We start from the raw sequence: 19,009 nt of genomic DNA, 5'->3' as shown, positions 1-19,009 counted from the left end.
TGGATAAGTTATTACAATGAAGATAGAATTCGGCACAAACTAAAAGGCTTAACTCCGATTCAATATCGGAATCAAGCCTTAAGTAAAATGATATAAAACTAACGTCCAGTTTTAGGGGTTAGCTTCAACTAGCTGGGCGGTTTTAAATATTAAACAAAAAATATTATAAGCGCAGCTACCGTCCTTTGTGGCGGCTCTACGTGAGGAAGACTTATGGCGTAACTCTTCCTTTTTCTTACACCTGTATTTTAGCATGAATACCTTTATGGTGCAATTAAGTATTATAGAACAGAATTCATTGCGTAAAAGAATACAAGGCATTTTAAATTGCAAAGCTAGAGCTAATTTAACAATATGCAATTAGTTGACGCACTAAACTACAAACTTCCTAAACAATTGAAAACATATAACAAAAACCGTCTCAATGATGTGAACCCCAAATTTGTCCTAAATTTGGGGGTCATATCTCAACAGAAACGGTTTTTGTTTGTCTTATTTAGTTTTGTTTAAACACGGCTCTGTTTAATAAGCAGCTCCATCATAAAAGTCAAAACGAGGTTTATTGAAATCAAAGTCTTTCACTTCACTGAGCTTAAGTGCAATATCGCAAACGCCCCAACTCATTAAATTGATTGGTTTGCCGTAGTCTTCATCAGGAATAACCAACACAATGTATTTTCCTTGAGACAGCGCATAACCCAATTCCATACCGAGACCTACATCTTCTTCATCTGGTAAATAGACGCCGATCATAACATCGCTAGTCTTAATACCTGTTAAGTCACCGCGGTAAGTAGCGGTTTCCCATTCACGATCACGCAAATATTCAGGATGCTCCTCGACATTGATGCCTTTGTATTGATGATCTAAAGGAACATAGCTGTTTTCCAGGTCAATGGTTGGGTTTTCTTCTAAAGCTTTCATTGTCTTCTTGTAAGCGTCGTTTTGCTTATCATTAAACCAACCAGCACCAAAATAAACAGTCTTTGTTTTAGTCATAAAATTTCTCCTTACCATTTAAACCTATTTTAAATATATTTCACGTAACTTACTGATTTCATCATCAGTTAATCTCATAATATCATGTAAGTAGTTTTCAACGCTACCATAATTTTTATTTATAGTTGAAATTACGAAGTCAATGTACTCGGAGTGCACGGTTTGCAAGTCTTTTAGGATATTTACTGTAACGTCGTTTGCTCCTTCATCTTTGGCTTTTTGCAAAAATTTATGGACAAAGTCTTTGGTGGCAACGTTTGTTAACAGGTAATCTTTTTTGATAGTTTCAAATGGCACACCAAGTGCTGATAAAATCAGTAGTGCTGCAAAACCAGTTCGGTCTTTCCCAGCGGTGCAATGGAAAATTACACTCCGGTTTTCTTCGTCATTAGCTAGCAGCACATCAAAAAAGTGGCGGTAAGCTTTTTGAGCAGACTCGCTTTTAATCATGTCATCATAGGCCAAAAACATGTGGTCAAATCCCGCTTGAGGATCTTGGCTTTTTTGACTGAGAATTTCATCGATTCCCTTTGATGACTCAGTCAAGTCCTCACTAAATACCGGATCAAAATTGTAAATGGCGCCTTTTGGAACCCGATCAGGCTCTTTTTCAGCCTCATCTTTACTCCGGAAGTCAACGACATACTTAACGCCATAGTCATGTAAAAATTTCATATCGGTTTTATCCAGTTTGGCCAAGTTAGCTGTTCTGAGTAATTTATGCATTTTAACAGTTTTGCCGTCAGTAGTTTGATAGCCGCCCAGCTCGCGGAAATTACGGCCGCTTGTTACGCCAATTAATTGATTTTTAAGTTTTTGGGTCATTGAATACCTCCACCTTTGCATTTGACAATTACACTTAATTTTAGCAATAAACTAGTATATAAACAATTATAAAAAAACCTAAGTGGATAGTGAAATTATGGTAAAATAAACAAAAGAACATTATATTTCAAAAGGGTGAGAACATGGAAACGAAAAAAGCTAGCATTTTAGTTCCAGTTGACGGTTCAGAGTCGGCAGAAAGATCCTTTGATAAAGCAGTTAAAATCGCAATGACGGAAAATGCGCATATCGATGTCTTAAGTGTCATTGATACCAGACAATTTTTGGGTGAGATGCAAGATACACTGATTACGGGCGACACCGTTTATCAGATGACGCAAGATACAGAAAAATATCTTAAAAGCTTGAAAGAATGGGCTCATGACAACTTGGGTTTCGATGATATTGATTATCATATTCGTTATGGCAGTCCGAAGGCGATTATTTCCTATGACTTTATTAAAGATCATCACAATGATTTGATCATCATGGGTGCAACAGGATTAAATGCAGTCGAAAGAATGTTGATGGGTTCAGTTACTGAATATGTTAATCAACATGCTTTGGCTGATGTTTTAATTGTTAGAACAGACGTTAATAATAATCCGCTTAAGCCGCAAAGCGCCAAAAAATAATTATATACAAATTTAAAAGCATACGATCAATAATTCGTATGCCTTTTTTATGCCCAAAAGTCAAAGCTAATTGCTAATAGTGTTCGGAAATACTATTTTAATAACACGATAATTAAATAAAATTTTATTATCCCTTGCTATTTTGCGAATATTTATGGTATTATCTTTATGAAATGAACGTAATTATAGTGTTTGGAAGGTTGAGGGCAATGACGGTAACAGGAAAAATTTATAATTTATTTTCCTATTTATATACTGTTCAACTCGCTTTGTTAACCGTTCGTTTTTCTTTCAGGATAACTACTAGGACGTGATGTGACATTGGTCATATCATGCCTTTTTATTTGCTTAATTTCAGGAGGATGTAATGAAAAATAGAAGCGGAAGTTGATTTAGGTTGATTTTATTTGAATATCTACATGAATAAATTGCCACGAAAATGACAACGAAGTTTATGCTTAAACAAAATTAAAGTTATGGTAAACGTATTTATTAGGAGTAAAAAAGCAAATGACCAAAATCAAAAAGTTTCTGATAGCATGTTTTGCATTATTATTAACCGTTGGTGCTACTGCATGTTCGAATTCAAGTAAGAAATCAAGTTCAAACAGTAACACGCCAAAGTCACTCAACGTGCAGTTTGTTCCCAGCGTAGCTGCTAACAAGTTGGAAGCACGGGCTAAGCCTATGGAGAAGATGCTTTCTAAGCGTCTGGGAATTCCGGTACATGTTTCTATGTCTACTAACTATAATGGCCTAGTTGAAGCCATGAAGTCTAAAAAAGTTGATGTTGGTTTTTTACCTTCAGATGCGTACATTATGGCTCATAAACAAGGCGCAGCAGATTTACTACTGCAGGCAGAACGTTACCGCGTTACACAGCCAAATGGTGTAAGAACCAAAGAATTAGTTAATTCATATCGTGGTGAAGTAGTAGTAAAGAAAGGCTCCTCAATTAAGAGCTGGAAGGATTTAAAAGGCAAGTCTATTTCTGTAACAGATGTTACATCTGACTCGGGTTATATTTTCCCTATTGCAGAGTTAAAACAGAAGGGCTTAGATGTTACTAAAAAGTGTAAATTGGTAACAGTTACAGGTGCAGACCAAGCAGTTCTTAACGTGTTAAACGGTGATACTGACGCGGCATTTGTTTATGAAGATGCTAGAAATGATGTGCTGAAGGATGAACCAAAGATTATGAGCAAGGTTGTACCTATTTACTTCACTAAACGTATTCCTAACGATACTATTTCGGTTCTTCCAAGTATGTCTAAATCATTTAGGAAAAAGTTAGCCAAAGCCTTTATTTCAATTGCTAATTCAAAAGATGGTAAAAAGATGATAGAAAATATTTATAGTCATGAAGGATATACATACGCTAAAGACAGTGATTATAACATCATCAGAAAGTACGATAAATTAATTGCTTCTACTAAGAAATAGTTTCCCCCATATTTAAAAAATCTCAAAAGGCTACATACTAAGAATTAAATAAACTTTCTTAAACAAAATAAGATTTCTAGTCAATTCTCTTTTCTAAATAAAACATTTCTGCTATTATTTGATAGAATAAATACAGTATGTCGAAAGGAGGGTGAAGGTAATGCAAAAACGGCGCTTGGCGTTCAATGAAGTTTTTGCAAAAAAGCCTTTTCGTTCCTTTCAAAATGGTATTGTTCGCTTTTTAGTAAAAGTGTTATTGAAAGACTTAGTTTAATTCACATTCGTGTTTTTAGCTAAAGTCTTTTTTTATGTCTGGGAGGGCATGATGAAAAAATTTAGAAAAATACTAGCTGGTGCCGCTATTTTTTTAGTAGCATTCATGATGGCTGCCTGCTCAAACAAAGAAAAGAGCAAAGATACTGGCACGCCAAAGTCTTTGAACGTCCAATTCGTTCCTAGTCAGGCTGCCACTAAACTGGAATCTCGTGCAAAGCCGCTGGAAAAAATGTTGTCGGATCGTTTAGGCATTCCAGTACACGTATCAATGTCTACCGACTACAACACGGTGGTTGAGGCCATGAAGTCTAAGAAAGTTGATGTAGGTTTCTTGCCGCCAAATGGCTACATTTTAGCTCATAAGCAAGGAGCCGCAGATGTTTTGCTGCAGGCTCAAAGATATGGTGTTAAGCAACCTGATGGACGACCAACTAAGGAACTGGTCAACTTCTATCGCGCTGAAATTGTGGCAAAGAAGAATTCCAAAATTAAAAGCTGGAAAGATTTAAAGGGCAAGTCTATTTCTATTCAAAGTCCCACTTCTTCAGCTGGCTACGTTTTCCCAATTGCTGAATTAAAGGAAAAGGGTCTTGATGTACGCAAGAGTTGCAAGCTAGTGACAGTAACTGGTCAAGACCAAGCTGTTTTAAATGTTCTCAATGGCGACACAGACGCCGCGTTTGTTTTTGAAGATGCACGAACAATTGTTAAAGACGATAATCCTAAGATCATGAGCCAAGTTGTTCCCATTTACTTTACTAAGCCTATTCCGAACGATACCATTTCCGTTGTTCCGAGCATGAGTGAATCGTTCAGAAAGAAATTGGCTAAGGCATTTATCGCTATCGGTAAGTCCAAGAAGGGTAAAAAGGTCATTGAAAGTATTTACACTCACGAAGGATATGTCCACACTAAGGACAGCGACTTTAATGTTGTGCGTAAGTATGAAAAAATTATTGAATCGACCAAAAAATAAAGAATACAAAGGAAGTTTATAATGGCAGATTCTGCAGTTAAGCCAATAATCGAATTAAAGAACGTGAAGAAAGTTTATGGCAAAGATGTTGTTGGTTTAAAAGACGTCAATTTAACTATTAATAAAGGTGAATTTGTCGTTATTGTTGGTCTATCCGGCGCCGGCAAATCAACACTTTTGCGGTCGATTAACCGTTTAATTGATATTACTGAAGGTGATATTTTAATTAATGGTGAATCTATTACCAAGGCCAAAGGTAAAAAGTTAAGAACGCTGCGCCGGCATATTGGAATGATTTTCCAAAGCTTTAATCTGGTTAAACGGTCAAGTGTTCTGCGTAACGTTTTAACAGGCAGAGTAGGTTATTATCCTACTTGGAAATCTACTCTCAATCTTTTTACTAAAGAAGATAAGCAGCGCGCATATGATGCACTCCAGCAAGTGGATTTGGCAGACAAGGTTTATTCACGAGCTGATGAATTGTCTGGTGGTCAGCAACAAAGAGTGGCGATTGCTCGTGTCTTGACTCAAAACCCGGATATTATTTTGGCGGATGAGCCGACAGCTTCACTTGACCCGCAGACTTCACGCCGCGTAATGAAAGACTTGCAGATGCTGAATGAAAAGCATGGTATGACGGTAGTCATTAACCTGCACAGCGTCCAGTTAGCACAAGAATTCGGTAAACGGGTCATTGGTGTTCGTGCTGGTGAAATTATTTATGACGGCAAGATGTCAGATACTCCGGCATCCACGTTTGATCAGATCTATTCCGGTGGTGATCAAGATGAGTAGCACAGAGCAAGAAAAGCTGATGACTTTACCTAAGAAAAAATTTAAAATTTTGAATTTGCTTTGGGTGCTGCTTTTTGTCGCCGGATTATTCATTTCTACTAATGAAACCAAAACAGATTTGGGTGCTCTATTTGCCAACTTTGGGGATTTTGCTGAGATTTTCTTACAAATGTTGCACCCGGACTGGTCATATCTGGCAACAGTGGTACCGCTTTTGCTTGAAACTATTAAGATGGCGATCTTGGGTACAGCAATAGGTTCTGTAATTGCTTTTATTTATTCTTTGCTTATTGCCCGCAATATTGTCAAAAATAAGGCAGTCACGGGAATTTTGCGAATAATTATGAACATTATCAGAACTATACCAGACTTGCTTCTTGGTGCCATCTTTGTTGCTATTGTTGGTATCGGACCGGTAGCGGGTGTCTTGGCACTAGCTATTTGTACTTTTGGAATTGTGGTCAAGCTCTTTTATGAAGCTATTGAAACTATTGATCCGGGTCCGATTGAAGCACTAACTGCAGTTGGGGCTAATAAAATACAAATAATTGTCTTTGCAGTTTTACCACAAGTTATTACCTATTTTATTTCTTATTGTTTATACGCATTCGAAATTAACGTGCGGGCCTCAACCGTTTTAGGTTATATCGGTGCCGGTGGTATTGGGCTATATCTGCAACAAACACTACAAATCTTCGATTACCCGAAGACAGGTACCATTATAATTGTAATTATCATTGTGGTAGTGCTGATTGACTACGTTTCATCTAAGTCACGGGAGGCGTTGATGCAATAATGGATACAAGTATGAAAAAGTTACCTCCTAGGCCTATAGATGTTAAAAAGCGTGCCTTTCACTGGTTGATGGCCATTATCACAGTAGTGCTGATTATTTGGTCGTGTACTGGTATTGACTTTGGCGGCATTAAAGAAACTGCTGGACAAATTGCAGGAGCCATCTTTTCCGGCATTTTCCACCCTGACTGGTCATATGTTTATAACGGTACTGGTGAAGATCTGCTTTCGCAGCTATGGGAAACTGTCTGCATTGCCTTTTTGGGCACATTTATTTCCGCTATTATTTCACTGCCCTTTGCTTTTTGGGCAGCGCATACCAAGCATAAGCACTGGTATGTCTCACGCTCTGGTAAAATTGTGCTGGCAATCATCAGATCATTCCCAGAAATTGTTTTGGCTCTGATGTTTATTAAAGCTGTAGGTCCAGGATCGGCAGCCGGTGTTTTGGCCTTGGGTTTTCACTCAGTAGGAATGCTTGCCAAGCTCTTTTCTGAAGCAATTGAAAACTTAGACGATGGCCCTAACGAAGCAGTTACTGCGGTTGGTGGTTCAAAAACAAATATTATTATGTTTTCTACTATGCCTAATCTGATGCCTGCTCTTATTTCAAACACGTTATACCGGTTTGACGTTTCAATTCGGTCCGCTTCTATCTTAGGCTTAGTTGGAGCCGGTGGTATCGGTTATCCGCTAATTATTGCGCTGCAATATCGCCAGTGGAACCGCGTTGGTATCATTTTATTAGGTATCATTATTATGGTTGTTGTAATTGACTGGATTTCAGGCTGGATTCGGAAGAAATTAGTGTAAAACGCAAATATAACAAATGATGAATCAAGTTGGTAACTAGCAACTTGGTTCATTTTTTTAGCCGTGATATTTAAACGGGCAATTTTCAAGGTGATCGTTAATTAATCCTACGCTTTGTAAGAAAGAATAAAGAATTACTGGCCCCACAAAAGTAAAGCCGTCTTTTTTCATCTGCTTTGCTAGTTCTTGTGCAATCTTGTTTGTCGTTGGTACTTCTGTACTTGTTTGGGGATGATGAATAATAGGAGTAGGGATAAATTCTTGCAAATAGTGCGCGAAACTACCGTATTTGGCATCAATAATTAACAGGGCGCGAGCATTGGTAACTGCCGCCGCAATTTTCCTTTGGTTGCGGATAATTGCCTTGTTCTGCAGTAAGTGGGTTTGATCCAGTGCACTCATTTGGGCAACTTCTTCAGGAATAAAGTTGTGAAAAGCCTGCCTAAAGCTTAAACGTTTATGCAAAACAGTGGACCAGCTGAGTCCGGATTGAAACAGTTCTAGTACCAGCATTTCAAATAAATAGCGTTCGTCTAAATTTAGTTTGCCCCATTCGTGATCGTGGTATTCACTAATTAAAGCATCATCATGGTCACTCCAGGGGCAGCGAGTGATATCAATCATTTTTATTTCTCCTTAAATATATCTTAGCGTTCATAAATAAATACGCCAAAAGTTTGCTATTCTTTGTAAAACAATTTAACTAGTAAATTTAATTATTTTCTTTTTCCTAAAATATTAGAAACTTTGTCCTCAAAAAGTGCAATAGTAGTTTTTTTGGTATAATATATATTGAACTTTAGGAGGAAACCATGGAGAAGTTAGAAATAGTAACTTTGGCCGATGACTTGGCCGCAAATCAAGAGAGTATTTTAAATAAAGAAACAGATTTTGACGCCGAGGCAGTTTATCGTGTAATTGATAATTTGCACGTATTGCATAAGCCAATAAAAGAATACTTCGGCATGACTCAGGAAGAGTATTATGACACTGAAAGTGATCATAAACTGACTTTGATTAAATTATCAGAGCAGTTAACCGATTTACATGATCGGATTTTAACTAACCACGTTGACGGCTTTGTTGACAAGAATGAAATCAACCTGACTTATAATCATGAAAATCCTTATGAAGATGGATTTTACAATGATATAGTAGACTTTCACGTTGTTAGTTACAGCTTAAAAGTAATTGGAGCCGTTGAAGAAGTTGCGCCAAAAACATTACAAGGAGTTTTGTCTAAGGATGCGCTTCTGTCAATTGGTTTAGCGGCACACGCTTTAGAAAAAAGTTTATAATTTTAGAGCTGAAACATGTGTGTTCAGCTCTTTTTCTTTCTGCTTGAGGCAAAAAATGGGTGTTTTTAAGTATGCTAAAAGATTAGCTGATAAAATAAATGGGGCTAAGCTGCATTCCTTATTTAAGAAAAAAGATGTACAGCTTGATCCCATGCAAGACTATTTGACAGTAGGAGAGTATCACGTTGACGGTGAACAAAGAACTCCCAATGATCAACCTTATACCTTGACTGTCTATCAAGATGAAGAAAAGGTACTGCACCAGGCATTGAGCTTGGAAAGCACAGATAAGTTAGAGCCTGAATATGTGCGCAGGTATAGTCCTGAATTGCAGCGTTATCGCGCTTTTGTCAGCCGTAAAACCGGCAGGCGTTACGTTGTAGAAGAATATCTCGACCGCTTTATTGAAAGAGTAAAAGGCCACATTCGTACAGGGAAAAATTCTGTGAATGTGAGTGTCATTACGGACACTCATTATAAGGACCGTAACAGTATGGACTTTTATGGCTGGAATGGTCTGACACATGTTAATGAATTTTCTTATCTTGATGATTCTGGTCTTCTTAGTTTAAAAGTTCATTTAGGTGACTGGATTGATGGCTCTGATACCGGCTTTTTGGGCGAAAGCGAATTAACTAAACTGCGTGATTCTTTTAAATCAGATAAGGTGCCATATATTTTAATTAAAGGAAATCATGATGAAAATGATAAATTCGATGAACATCATGATTTAAGGGCCTCTTTTCCAGAAAATGAATTTGAAGGAATTATGTGGCCTGCTATGTATCAGCAAAATGGTATCCATTATATTTCCCGCCAGCACGGTGTTTGTTACTATGACGTGGATGACTTGCGCTTTATTTCTGTGAATACTTCAGACTTGCCCTACTATCTGGATGCACAAGGCAGAAAAAAATATGATGCTAAACTCACTTTGGCTGTGAGGGAAGATCAAATAGAAGAAATCATTGAAATTCTGGAGCAGTCATCGAATAAGCAAATTATCTTGATGAGCCATGCTAATCCCATTAATCGTAAGGGTTCAAACGCATTAAAGTACAACGGTCGTTCACTGCATGAACTGCTGGTAGCTTTTAATCAAGGTGAAAAAGGAGAGATGCATTCCAGCTTTGGGCTGCCTCCTGAATTTCGTTTGGCAAATGAGTTTGACTTTACTAATGTAAAAAATGCCCGCATTATTGCCTACTTCTGCGGCCACAGACATAGAGAAGACCAGTACCGGATTAACGGGATCCAGTATATCTTGTTTAACTGTTCTGCACTGATGGGTCCTAATCACGCCTTGACTACTAAATATAATAAAAACTGGAAAAGGCAAATTGACCACCAAACCGAATTTGCCGGTTATATTGTGAACATTGATTTACAAAGACACTACATTCAGACCTTCGGCTATGGTGCTGCCAGCAAACGCAGAATCTTTTATATTTAGTAAAGTCGCGACGGGCAATTTGGAAATTGCCCGGTTCTTAGCATATAATGGAAAAGTTAAAATGAAGACAAAAATATACAAAGTAAGACAAATTAAGGGAAGTTAAGCAATGTGCGGAATTGTTGCATTCTATAATCCAGAAATAAATGATAAACAAGCTGCTATCGGTAAAATGATGGCGGCAATGAAGCATCGTGGTCCTGATTCAGATGGCTTTTATACCAACGATAAAATTGCCTTAGGCTTTAGGAGACTGTCAATCATTGATTTACGTGGCGGCAGTCAGCCAATCTACAACGAGGACAAAACAAAGGCGATTATCTTTAACGGTGAAATTTATAACTTCCAGCCCTTAAGAGAAGAATTGCTTGCGGCAGGTCACACATTTACCACTAAGTCCGATACGGAAGTGCTTTTGCATGGTTTTGAAGAATGGGGCATGGCTGGCCTGCTCAAAAGAATCAGAGGCATGTTTGCTTTTATTATTTGGGATGATAAGACCCAGACAATGTATGGTGCCCGCGACTTTTTCGGCATTAAGCCGCTGTATTACAGCAATGAAAATGGCCACCTGATTATGGGCTCAGAAATTAAAAGCTTTCTGGAACTGCCCGGCTTTAAACGGCGTTTAAACATTGAAGCCGTTAAACCGTATTTAATGAATCAGTATAATGACTTGCATGAGACTTTCTTTAAGGGTATTTACAGATTTCCTGCCGGTCACTGGTTTGAATACAAAGATGGCGCAATGAAAATCCACCAATACTGGGACGCGGAATACAAAGCCAATACTTTAAGTTTCGAAGAAACCGTTAATAAAATTAACGAAGACTTGCACGAATCAGTTAAACTGCACCATATCGCGGATGTTCCTGTCGGTGCCTTCTTATCAGAAGGGGTCGATTCCAGCTATATCACCAGTATCTTAAATCCAGACGATGTGTTTTCAATTTCGTTTGATGATGCCACTTATGATGAGGCATCAAAGGCCAAGGCGCTAGCGGACATCAAGGGCTGGAACTTCTTTTCCGACAAGGTTAAAGCCGATGAAGCAATGCATGACTTCCCCGAGATGCAGTATCATATGGATGAACCGGATGCCAACCCGTCAATTATCCCGTTGTGGTACCTCTGCAAAATGGCGCGTAAGCACGTCACTGTCGCATTGTCTGGTGAAGGCGCAGATGAATTGTTTGCAGGGTATGTTAATTATGGGATGCACACGCATAACAGTATTATTAAGGCCTTTACTTCACAGTGTAAGAAATTGCCTAAGAACACCAAGGTTAAGCTGGCGCGCAGAATTAAGAAAATGCCGAACTTTCCGGGCAAGGTGCACCTGTATACCAACTTAGCTGAGCCAAGTGAATTTTACGTTGGTCAATCGGTTATCTACGACATGGATTACCCGACCATCTTCTCTTCTGAAGATGCTAACAGCATCTTAAAACCGTCTTACCGGAATAAGCTAACTGTTAACGGGATTTACCAAAGCGACTTTAAGAAGGTCAAAAATCTCGATAACGTCCGGCAAATGCAGTACATTGATCTGCATCACTTTATGCTTAATGATATTGAACAAAAGGCAGATAAGATTTCTATGGCTCATTCGCTGGAATTGCGGGTACCATACCTTGATAAAAAGGTGGCAGAAAGAGCAAATTCAATTCCAACCGATTATCTAGTTAATAAGCATGATACTAAATATGCTTTACGCAAGGCTTCAGAAAAAGTTTTACCAGCTGAATGGGCAAAACGGCCAAAACTAGGTTTTCCTACCCCAATCAAAGAATGGCTGCAAGAACCTCGTTTTTACAAGCAGGTACGCGAACTGTTCAGTGAAGACTTTGTGCAGGACATCTTCGAGCAGGATAAAATTTTAGACTTACTTGATGAAAACTATAAAGGCGATGGTTCTCATCGCAGACAGATTTGGACAATTTATACGTTCTTAGTTTGGTATAAACTATTCTTTGTTGATTATGAAGGTACAGTTGCCAAATACCAGCGTGTTCAACCAGAAGTAGCCGATTTGATTAAACAAGGCAAATTGGTTTAATGAGGAGCAGAATTTATTAATGAAACGAAACTTTACACCAATTTTACTTGGTAGTGACATTAATGTTTACGGCATGGCCCGCTCGTTTAACGAGGCTTATGGTATTAGCGTGAAAGCACTGGCTGACAGCCAGCTGGCGGCAACGCGTTATTCTAAAATTGTTAGTGTGGAACTGCACCAGGGTTTTAGTGAAGATCCCACTTTTATTGAAGTAATGCGCAAGCAAATGAAACTCTACCAAGACCATGATGAACCGGTGATTTTGATTTCATGCGGAGATGGTTACTCGGAACTGCTTGCCAAACATAAAGCAGAACTGGAGCAGGTATTTGTTGTTCCTTACGTGGACTACGATCTCTTACAAAAATTAATCTCAAAAGAAAACTTTTACCAAATTGCGGAAAAGTATGGTCTGCCGTACCCTAAGACTAAAATTGTGACTATGGCAGATTACAAGGCAGAAAATTATTTGGAACTGCCTTTTGGCTACCCAATGGAGCTTAAGCCGGAAGATCCGGTATCCTGGCTTGACGTGCAATTTGAAGGTCGCAAAAAGGCTTTTACCATTCATAATGAAACTGAATTGCGCGATATTGTCACTAAAATCTATGAAAATGGCTACAAAGAAGATTTAATTCTGCAGGACTTCATTCCCGGTGATGATTCCAACATGCGGGTGTTAAATGCCTATGTTGATAAGGATCATCATATTAAGATGATGTGTATGGGTCATCCTTTGCTGGAAGATCCCACACCCCAGTCAATTGGCAATTATATGGCGATTTTACCTGATTATGATGAAAAGCTGTACGAGCAGGTTGAAGCATTTTTGGAAAAAATCAATTACACGGGGATGGCCAACTTTGACATTAAATATGACGCCCGCGATGGTAAATATAAGTTCTTTGAAATTAATTTGCGTCAGGGCCGTTCAAGTTTCTATGTGACCCTTAATGGTTATAATTTAGCCAAATGGTACGTGGACGATTATGTTTACGATTCACTGCAGGACAAGGAACCAATCTACGGTAATAAATTAAAGTCAAAGCATGAACTGTGGCTGGGTATTCCGGTGAGCGTATTCAAGCAATATGCCGTGGACAATGAAGCTAAACAAATGGCCGAAGAATTAATTCATGAAGGGCGCTATGGTACGACTGTCTTTTATGATCAGGATCGCAATTTTAAGCGGTGGCTGCTTTTGAAATACATGTTTCATAATTATAAAGGACGCTACCAAAAGTATTACCAGGAAAATAAAGGCCAGTTCTTTTAGGCCTATTGCCATTGCATAATAATAAAGATGATTGCAGCAAGACATGTAATCATCTTTTTAGATATAAACTATCTTTTTTACCCGGTTAGTTATTAGTTTTGGGGTGTTCTTTTTTAATACTTCTTGCTAAACTGGTAAATGGAATTTAAAAAAAGAAAGGACTGAATAAATGAAACTTAAACACGGATCTAATGAAGAAACAGAAATTAAGCTGCGTTGGCTACTACTGGGGGAACTGGCCACGTGGATTGGGTCAAGTTTTGTTTGGCCCTTAACTTCGGTTTATTTAAACAAACAATTACACATCAGCCTTTCTGTAATAGGGGTTGTTTTATTTTGCAATTGTGCCAGCAATGTCTTAGGCTCATTTTTAGCCGGACGCTTGTACGACCGCCTGAACCCCTACCCGTTAATTGTTACTGGGTTAGGCCTTGACGCGTTGGTTCTGTTTATGATGGCGTTCTTTCATGGCTGGCCGGAATATTGGATATGGCTGATTATGACGGGATGTATCAGTGGCTGGAACGGCACGCTGATTAATTCAATTGCGACGAGTCTGCGTAAATATTCAGGACGCTACGTTTTTAATTTAATTTATTTTGCGCAAAACGTTGGTACTGTCACTGGTACTCTGCTTGTCGGTTATCTCTATGACTTCTCAATTGAATTTTTATTTATTCTGGCAGCATCTTTATTTGCCATTGCTTGCGTCAATGCGGCTATCCATTACCGCCCGATCAGTACATTTCACCAAAACCGTAAAAAGAATGGTGTTAAAAAGAATGCACAATCCAAGGCGATTCCTATGCCAAAATATAATGTGATGTTAATGGTCGGATTTTTGGTTTCTTTAGCTGTGACCTGGTTAATGTATATGAACTGGGAATCAAACTTGTCGGTTTACATGGTGTCTTTGGGAATACCTTTCCACATGTACAGTTTGCTATGGACCTTTAATGGTGCGATCATAGTTACTGTCCAGGTAATTTTGGCCCGTTTTCCCCATATTTTTAAAAACCTGTTTCAGCAAATTATTTTTGGCACGATCATGTTCGCAATCTCTTTTGCCACATTGATTTTTGCCAAGGACTTCGCCCATTTTGCACTGTCAATGTTTGTTCTGACGCTAGGTGAAGCGACAGCTTTTCCTGCCGTTCCTGCTTACATTAACTATTTATCCCCCGCAACCAGTAAGGGTAAATACCAGGGGGAAATTAATGTTGCCCGCGGTATTGGTCAGGCCTTTGGCCCCTTATTTGGCGGGATGGTAATTGATCGTGCGGGTTACATCCCGTTTTTCATAACAGCTGCCTGCGGTATTTTTCTGATGGTGCTAATGTTATTGCCCCTTCACGCAAAGTTGCGTAAACATATCACACTTTATAAATGATTTTGTAAAGGCTTTTTAATATTAACGGTTTGATTAAAATGATAAGATTAATTTAGTCTATTTTTAATTTAGATATAAAAGGGAGGACTTTCTGAATGAATAAAAATTTTGCTGTTCGCGGCGGTAGTGGCGATATTATTGAACCTAATGTTGCCGCTCGTCCACAGGACAACCTTTACTTGGCTATTAATTCTGAGTGGATTAAAAATACTACAATTCCTGAAGACCGTTCACGGATGGCTTCATTTGACGGCATCGATGTAGATGTTGAAAAGCATTTAATGCAGGATTTTGCCGATTTTGCATCTGGTAAAAAAGAAGTGCCGAACGTTCCTAACTTAGGTGAGGCAGTTAAGCTCTATAAATTAGCAGGCGATTTTGACAAGCGTAATAGAGAAGGTGCTGATCCGATTAAGGACGATTTAGCTATTCTTGACGGCATTAAGGACTTTTCTGACTACAACTTAAATGCGCCTGACTTAGCAACTTTTGCCTTGCTCCCATTTAGCTTTAGCGTTGAACCTGACATGAAGAATACCAAAGTTAATGCTTTGTATTTTGCTGGTCCTGGAACTTTCTTGCCTGACACTACAACTTATCAAACTCCTGATGCACCTCAATTGTTAGATACTTTGCAAAAGCAGTCAGTTAAGCTTTTAACCATGGCTGGTATTGCTCAAGCTCAAGCAGAAAAATATGCAGCAGATGCTATTAAGTTTGATGCTAAGCTATCTAAGATCGTTAAGTCTACAGAGGAGTGGGCAGATTATCCTGCTACTTACAATCCAATGAAGATTAAGGACTTTGAAGCTAAGTTTGATAAATTCAAGATTGCTTACTACTTGAAAGAAGCAATTGGCGAAGAACCAGAACGAATTATTGTTGAAGAACCACGCTACTTGGATCACATTAACGAAATTATCAATGAAGAAAACTTTGCTGAAATCAAGGGCTGGATGATTGTTACCTTTATTAATGCGGCTGCTGATTCTTTGTCACAAGACTTCAGAGAAGCAGCGTTCCCATTTAGCCAGGCTTTATATGGCCAGCCTAAGTTGTCTAGTGGTGAAAAGCAAGCTTACCACATTGCCAACGGTGCCTTTAGTGAAGTAGTCGGCGTTTATTACGGTCAAACTTATTTTGGCGAAGATGCTAAAAAAGACGTTGAGGATATGATTCATCGTATGCTTGACGTTTATAAGGAACGCCTGCAAAATAATGACTGGCTTTCTGAACAAACTAAAAAGCGTGCGATTGTTAAGCTTGATGCTTTGGTCTTGAAAATTGGTTATCCGGATAAAATCGAGGAAATTTATAATCGCTTAAAGGTTATCCCTGCAAGTCAAGGTGGCAGCCTTTATGCAAATGAACGTGCATTTACTATTGCAGAACAAAAGTACAACATTGAGCAACTGCACAAGGAAGTTGACCGGACAGTATGGGCAATGCCTGGTAATTTAGTTAACGCCTGCTATGATCCGCAGAGAAATGATCTGACTTTCCCTGCAGCCATTTTGCAAAAGCCATTCTATGACTTAAAGCAAGACAGAGCAGCTAACTTTGGTGGTATTGGTTCCGTAATTGCTCATGAAGTTTCACATGCGTTTGACAACAATGGTGCACAATTTGATGAATTGGGCAACATGACTAATTGGTGGACTGATGTGGATTACGCCGAATTCAAGAAGCGGACACAAGCTGAAATTGATTTGTTTGATGGCATCGAATATGGTCCGGTTAAACTCAATGGTAAGCAAATAGTTTCAGAAAATATTGCTGACCAGGGTGGTTTAACTGCTGCTGTTGAAGCCGCAAAGAATGAAAATGATGACTTAAAGAAATTATTTGAAAACTTTGCACGCATTTGGGCTAATAAGCAACTGACTGAATCAATTAAGAGTCAAACCGCTGTTGACGTTCATGCACCTGGTCCATTACGTGCCAACGTTCAAAGCCAATGTCAAGATGACTTTTACAAAGCCTTTGATGTTAAGCCTGAAGATGGCATGTGGCTCGACCCAGAAAAACGAGTACATATTTGGTAATTATTAGTAATAAATCAAAAACCATTGTTCTAATCATTTAGAACAATGGCTTTTTTTGTAAAGGTAAATAATAATTTTACTTATTTTAAAAAAGGATTAAAGATATATTGAAACACATTTTATATTTACTATAATGTAGTTACCATGAAGAATTTCAATCAAAACGCTGTATCAGCACGTACATCAGAAACAAATCGGATAATAAAAATTTTTCATTTAGCACAAACTGTGGGACAAATATTGATCTTACTAATTTGCGCTACTCTGGGTTTTGTTAATAGAAATCTTTTTAATCAAAGCCAAAAGCTTGCCATTTCACTCTCTCTTATTTTTGTTTGTTTACAATTTTCTTTATTACAGACTGAAAGTGAACAGCCGAAAAGATGGCAATTGATTAACCATTACATTGAAACTATAGCAATTTGTTACACTTTGCCAATTAGTTTGTCTTTGCTAACAAAATTACTGAATTACTATCATTTGATCAATGGCACTTTCTGGATGCTTTTGGTTACTTTTTATTCCCTTATCATGTATATTCCAATGGCTAAATTAGCCTTAAGTCGGGTGAACAATAATTGGGGCAGAATTTTGCTATTGATGTTTGTTGTCTATGACGTCCGGGTTGTAAGCAAGATTGCCGGAACTTTACGGTACAACAAGGTATTGCACCAGATAAATAATTCGGGTTTGTCTGGAATTCCTGTTTTAATCATCATTACTGTTTTGGTAATGACCAGTTGGAAAATACAAAAACCACACTTTCTATATAGTCGGAATGACTCAATTCTGTTTTCCAGCTTAATAACTTTGCTTTTAGCGGGAGTTTTATTTTTAATTGCTTTATCCCCTTTAGCCAAAGTTGATAACATTGCCGATACTTTGAGTTACTATTTTGATCAAATTAATCTTGGTATTATCGGGTCAGCTATACGAACAGGGATTGCTGAAGAATGGCTAATGCGTTTTTTAGTTATTGCTCTTCTTGCGCAAATTTTTCAAAGCAGTAAGTATCGTATATACTTAATTGTGTTATTTGATGGTCTACTTTTTGGGTTTTGGCATATCACCAACATTGCCTATCAAACGCCATTAACTACTTTGCGCCAAATGTTTGAGGTAAGTGGCGCGGGGTTGGTACTTGCTGCTATTTACCTTTACACACATTCGCTACTGTTAAATATGACCTATCATGGCTTATATGATTTTATTCTATTTCTTCAAGCTGGTATCGGCGAATATGGCAATCCAGTTAAGTCTGCAGTGCAACCTACTATGATGGATTGGCAGGGAACCATTTTGAGAGTGACTATTTATGCAGCTATAGCTTTAGTTATTATTTGGACCAAACGGAGACAAGAAGTAATCGCAAAAAACTTGGCGCAAATGTAATATTTTAAATTGCAGTTTAGGAAGTCATCAAGATTTTACGCAAGATGGAGAAATTAGAAAGAATCTGTTTGACAGTGAAATTCTAAGAAAATTTTTTCCGAAGCAACAAGATTAATTACCATTGATTTTGATTCCATAATTGACAAAGTAATTAAAAAACGCATAAGCTAGACTTTAGCTTGTGCGTTTTTGGTTTGAATAGTTTTCATATAACTAGTTTAGACATATGATTAATAAAAGAGATTTGGTTTATGGGGTTAATTAGTTTTAAAAACTAAAGAGCCACAAAATCTACCAACTTTTCATTAATTAAAATTTGATAAGCATAATATTCAGGTCCAATGTGTTGTACAATGGAGTCACTCACTTCAAGCTTATCGATATATTTATTCATAATTCGCTGGGCTTGGTCTTCACTTATGCCTTTACTCACAGCAAATGCGATCATTTGCTTAAGAAAAATATTTCTATCCATTGTACTTACACCTCACTATCCTAACTCGATCAACTGCTATCTGTTTGACTAGACTTTTACTACT

18 protein-coding genes are annotated in these 19,009 nt (G+C 38.0%); 14 read left to right on the top strand and 4 right to left on the bottom strand.

The genetic code is table 11. The features are described from left to right. Nucleotides 1-3 precede the first annotated feature (3 nt). Nucleotides 4-96 (top strand): IS3 family transposase, encoded by a 93-nt coding sequence (locus F5ESL0259_RS09095; RefSeq protein ID WP_370448790.1) that lies wholly within the window; start codon nt 4-6, stop codon nt 94-96. A gap of 426 nt (nt 97-522) precedes the next feature. On the opposite strand, the gene F5ESL0259_RS07745 is transcribed toward F5ESL0259_RS09095, so the two are convergent. Both F5ESL0259_RS07745 and F5ESL0259_RS07740 read right to left on the bottom strand, forming a co-directional pair. Beyond that, complete coding sequence (locus F5ESL0259_RS07745; RefSeq protein ID WP_046327691.1) at nt 523-999, bottom strand: nucleoside 2-deoxyribosyltransferase; 477 nt, start codon at nt 997-999, stop codon at nt 523-525. Nucleotides 1,000-1,023: 24 nt separating this feature from the next. After that, on the bottom strand, nt 1,024-1,824 hold the full coding sequence (locus tag F5ESL0259_RS07740) for a tyrosine-protein phosphatase (RefSeq protein ID WP_122038056.1): 801 nt from the start codon (nt 1,822-1,824) through the stop codon (nt 1,024-1,026). A gap of 143 nt (nt 1,825-1,967) precedes the next feature. Between F5ESL0259_RS07740 and F5ESL0259_RS07735 the strand changes: the two genes are divergently transcribed. From F5ESL0259_RS07735 to phnE (F5ESL0259_RS07710), 6 genes are all read left to right on the top strand, one after another. Next, complete coding sequence (locus F5ESL0259_RS07735) at nt 1,968-2,459, top strand: universal stress protein (protein WP_122038055.1); 492 nt, start codon at nt 1,968-1,970, stop codon at nt 2,457-2,459. A 510-nt stretch (nt 2,460-2,969) separates the two neighbouring features. After that, nucleotides 2,970-3,902, top strand: coding sequence for a phosphate/phosphite/phosphonate ABC transporter substrate-binding protein (locus F5ESL0259_RS07730; protein ID WP_046325569.1), 933 nt, complete (start codon nt 2,970-2,972; stop codon nt 3,900-3,902). A 325-nt stretch (nt 3,903-4,227) separates the two neighbouring features. After that, the gene (locus F5ESL0259_RS07725; RefSeq protein ID WP_122026544.1) at nt 4,228-5,154 is read left to right on the top strand and encodes a phosphate/phosphite/phosphonate ABC transporter substrate-binding protein; all 927 of its coding nucleotides are present in this window, start codon (nt 4,228-4,230) and stop codon (nt 5,152-5,154) included. 21 nt (nt 5,155-5,175) lie between these two features. Further along, on the top strand, nt 5,176-5,949 hold the full coding sequence (gene phnC / locus F5ESL0259_RS07720) for a phosphonate ABC transporter ATP-binding protein (protein WP_122026543.1): 774 nt from the start codon (nt 5,176-5,178) through the stop codon (nt 5,947-5,949). Next, nucleotides 5,942-6,745, top strand: a complete 804-nt coding sequence (phnE, locus tag F5ESL0259_RS07715; RefSeq protein ID WP_122038054.1) for a phosphonate ABC transporter, permease protein PhnE — start codon at nt 5,942-5,944, stop codon at nt 6,743-6,745. Before phnC ends, phnE (F5ESL0259_RS07715) begins: the two co-directional genes overlap by 8 nt. Beyond that, the gene (gene phnE / locus F5ESL0259_RS07710) at nt 6,745-7,557 is read left to right on the top strand and encodes a phosphonate ABC transporter, permease protein PhnE (protein WP_122038053.1); all 813 of its coding nucleotides are present in this window, start codon (nt 6,745-6,747) and stop codon (nt 7,555-7,557) included. The genes phnE (F5ESL0259_RS07715) and phnE (F5ESL0259_RS07710) overlap by 1 nt, the downstream gene beginning before the upstream one ends. A 57-nt stretch (nt 7,558-7,614) precedes the next feature. On the opposite strand, the gene F5ESL0259_RS07705 is transcribed toward phnE (F5ESL0259_RS07710), so the two are convergent. Beyond that, the gene (locus F5ESL0259_RS07705) at nt 7,615-8,181 is read right to left on the bottom strand and encodes a DNA-3-methyladenine glycosylase I (protein ID WP_122038052.1); all 567 of its coding nucleotides are present in this window, start codon (nt 8,179-8,181) and stop codon (nt 7,615-7,617) included. A gap of 188 nt (nt 8,182-8,369) precedes the next feature. On the opposite strand from F5ESL0259_RS07705, the gene F5ESL0259_RS07700 reads away from it, so the two are divergent. The 7 genes from F5ESL0259_RS07700 to F5ESL0259_RS07670 all read left to right on the top strand — a co-directional run bounded on the left by F5ESL0259_RS07700 (nt 8,370) and on the right by F5ESL0259_RS07670 (nt 18,470). Further along, nucleotides 8,370-8,855: a hypothetical protein gene (locus tag F5ESL0259_RS07700; protein WP_046325563.1), complete on the top strand. Its 486-nt coding sequence runs from the start codon at nt 8,370-8,372 to the stop codon at nt 8,853-8,855. Between the two features lie 55 nt (nt 8,856-8,910). Next, the gene (locus tag F5ESL0259_RS07695; RefSeq protein WP_122038051.1) at nt 8,911-10,308 is read left to right on the top strand and encodes a metallophosphoesterase; all 1,398 of its coding nucleotides are present in this window, start codon (nt 8,911-8,913) and stop codon (nt 10,306-10,308) included. A gap of 109 nt (nt 10,309-10,417) precedes the next feature. Further along, the gene (gene asnB / locus F5ESL0259_RS07690) at nt 10,418-12,367 is read left to right on the top strand and encodes an asparagine synthase (glutamine-hydrolyzing) (RefSeq protein WP_122038050.1); all 1,950 of its coding nucleotides are present in this window, start codon (nt 10,418-10,420) and stop codon (nt 12,365-12,367) included. Between the two features lie 19 nt (nt 12,368-12,386). Then, a complete protein-coding gene (locus F5ESL0259_RS07685) occupies nt 12,387-13,643 on the top strand; it encodes a carboxylate--amine ligase (protein ID WP_122038049.1) in 1,257 nt (418 codons plus the stop codon). 169 nt (nt 13,644-13,812) lie between these two features. Beyond that, the gene (locus F5ESL0259_RS07680; protein ID WP_110446625.1) at nt 13,813-15,033 is read left to right on the top strand and encodes an MFS transporter; all 1,221 of its coding nucleotides are present in this window, start codon (nt 13,813-13,815) and stop codon (nt 15,031-15,033) included. A gap of 95 nt (nt 15,034-15,128) precedes the next feature. Continuing rightward, nucleotides 15,129-17,078, top strand: a complete 1,950-nt coding sequence (locus F5ESL0259_RS07675) for a M13 family metallopeptidase (protein ID WP_122038048.1) — start codon at nt 15,129-15,131, stop codon at nt 17,076-17,078. A 144-nt stretch (nt 17,079-17,222) separates the two neighbouring features. Beyond that, nucleotides 17,223-18,470 carry a CPBP family intramembrane glutamic endopeptidase gene (locus F5ESL0259_RS07670; protein WP_122038047.1) on the top strand — a complete coding sequence of 416 codons (1,248 nt, stop codon included), beginning with the start codon at nt 17,223-17,225 and terminating at the stop codon, nt 18,468-18,470. Nucleotides 18,471-18,744: 274 nt separating this feature from the next. Here F5ESL0259_RS07670 and F5ESL0259_RS07665 read toward each other — a convergent pair whose 3' ends face one another. Further along, a complete protein-coding gene (locus F5ESL0259_RS07665) occupies nt 18,745-18,945 on the bottom strand; it encodes a hypothetical protein (RefSeq protein ID WP_110446623.1) in 201 nt (66 codons plus the stop codon). Nucleotides 18,946-19,009 lie beyond the last annotated feature (64 nt).

It is taken from the genome of Lactobacillus sp. ESL0259 (assembly GCF_003693045.1).
Lineage (GTDB): Bacteria > Bacillota > Bacilli > Lactobacillales > Lactobacillaceae > Lactobacillus > Lactobacillus melliventris.
Note: the sequence above shows the minus strand (reverse complement) of the source record. Positions and strands in the feature narration are given on the sequence as shown.

Excerpts from the sequence above, each read along its gene's own strand:
- F5ESL0259_RS07725 (WP_122026544.1), top strand. The coding sequence starts at position 4,228 with ATGAAAAAATTTAGAAAAATACTAGCTGGTGCCGCTATTTTTTTAGTA.
- F5ESL0259_RS07665 (WP_110446623.1), bottom strand. The coding sequence starts at position 18,945 with ATGGATAGAAATATTTTTCTTAAGCAAATGATCGCATTTGCTGTGAGT.
- F5ESL0259_RS07705 (WP_122038052.1), bottom strand. The coding sequence starts at position 8,181 with ATGATTGATATCACTCGCTGCCCCTGGAGTGACCATGATGATGCTTTA.
- F5ESL0259_RS07730 (WP_046325569.1), top strand. The coding sequence starts at position 2,970 with ATGACCAAAATCAAAAAGTTTCTGATAGCATGTTTTGCATTATTATTA.
- F5ESL0259_RS07670 (WP_122038047.1), top strand. The coding sequence starts at position 17,223 with ATGAAGAATTTCAATCAAAACGCTGTATCAGCACGTACATCAGAAACA.
- F5ESL0259_RS07700 (WP_046325563.1), top strand. The coding sequence starts at position 8,370 with ATGGAGAAGTTAGAAATAGTAACTTTGGCCGATGACTTGGCCGCAAAT.
- F5ESL0259_RS07740 (WP_122038056.1), bottom strand. The coding sequence starts at position 1,824 with ATGACCCAAAAACTTAAAAATCAATTAATTGGCGTAACAAGCGGCCGT.
- phnE (WP_122038053.1), top strand. The coding sequence starts at position 6,745 with ATGGATACAAGTATGAAAAAGTTACCTCCTAGGCCTATAGATGTTAAA.
- F5ESL0259_RS07685 (WP_122038049.1), top strand. The coding sequence starts at position 12,387 with ATGAAACGAAACTTTACACCAATTTTACTTGGTAGTGACATTAATGTT.
- phnC (WP_122026543.1), top strand. The coding sequence starts at position 5,176 with ATGGCAGATTCTGCAGTTAAGCCAATAATCGAATTAAAGAACGTGAAG.
- F5ESL0259_RS07735 (WP_122038055.1), top strand. The coding sequence starts at position 1,968 with ATGGAAACGAAAAAAGCTAGCATTTTAGTTCCAGTTGACGGTTCAGAG.
- asnB (WP_122038050.1), top strand. The coding sequence starts at position 10,418 with ATGTGCGGAATTGTTGCATTCTATAATCCAGAAATAAATGATAAACAA.
- F5ESL0259_RS07695 (WP_122038051.1), top strand. The coding sequence starts at position 8,911 with ATGGGTGTTTTTAAGTATGCTAAAAGATTAGCTGATAAAATAAATGGG.
- F5ESL0259_RS07675 (WP_122038048.1), top strand. The coding sequence starts at position 15,129 with ATGAATAAAAATTTTGCTGTTCGCGGCGGTAGTGGCGATATTATTGAA.
- phnE (WP_122038054.1), top strand. The coding sequence starts at position 5,942 with ATGAGTAGCACAGAGCAAGAAAAGCTGATGACTTTACCTAAGAAAAAA.
- F5ESL0259_RS07680 (WP_110446625.1), top strand. The coding sequence starts at position 13,813 with ATGAAACTTAAACACGGATCTAATGAAGAAACAGAAATTAAGCTGCGT.
- F5ESL0259_RS07745 (WP_046327691.1), bottom strand. The coding sequence starts at position 999 with ATGACTAAAACAAAGACTGTTTATTTTGGTGCTGGTTGGTTTAATGAT.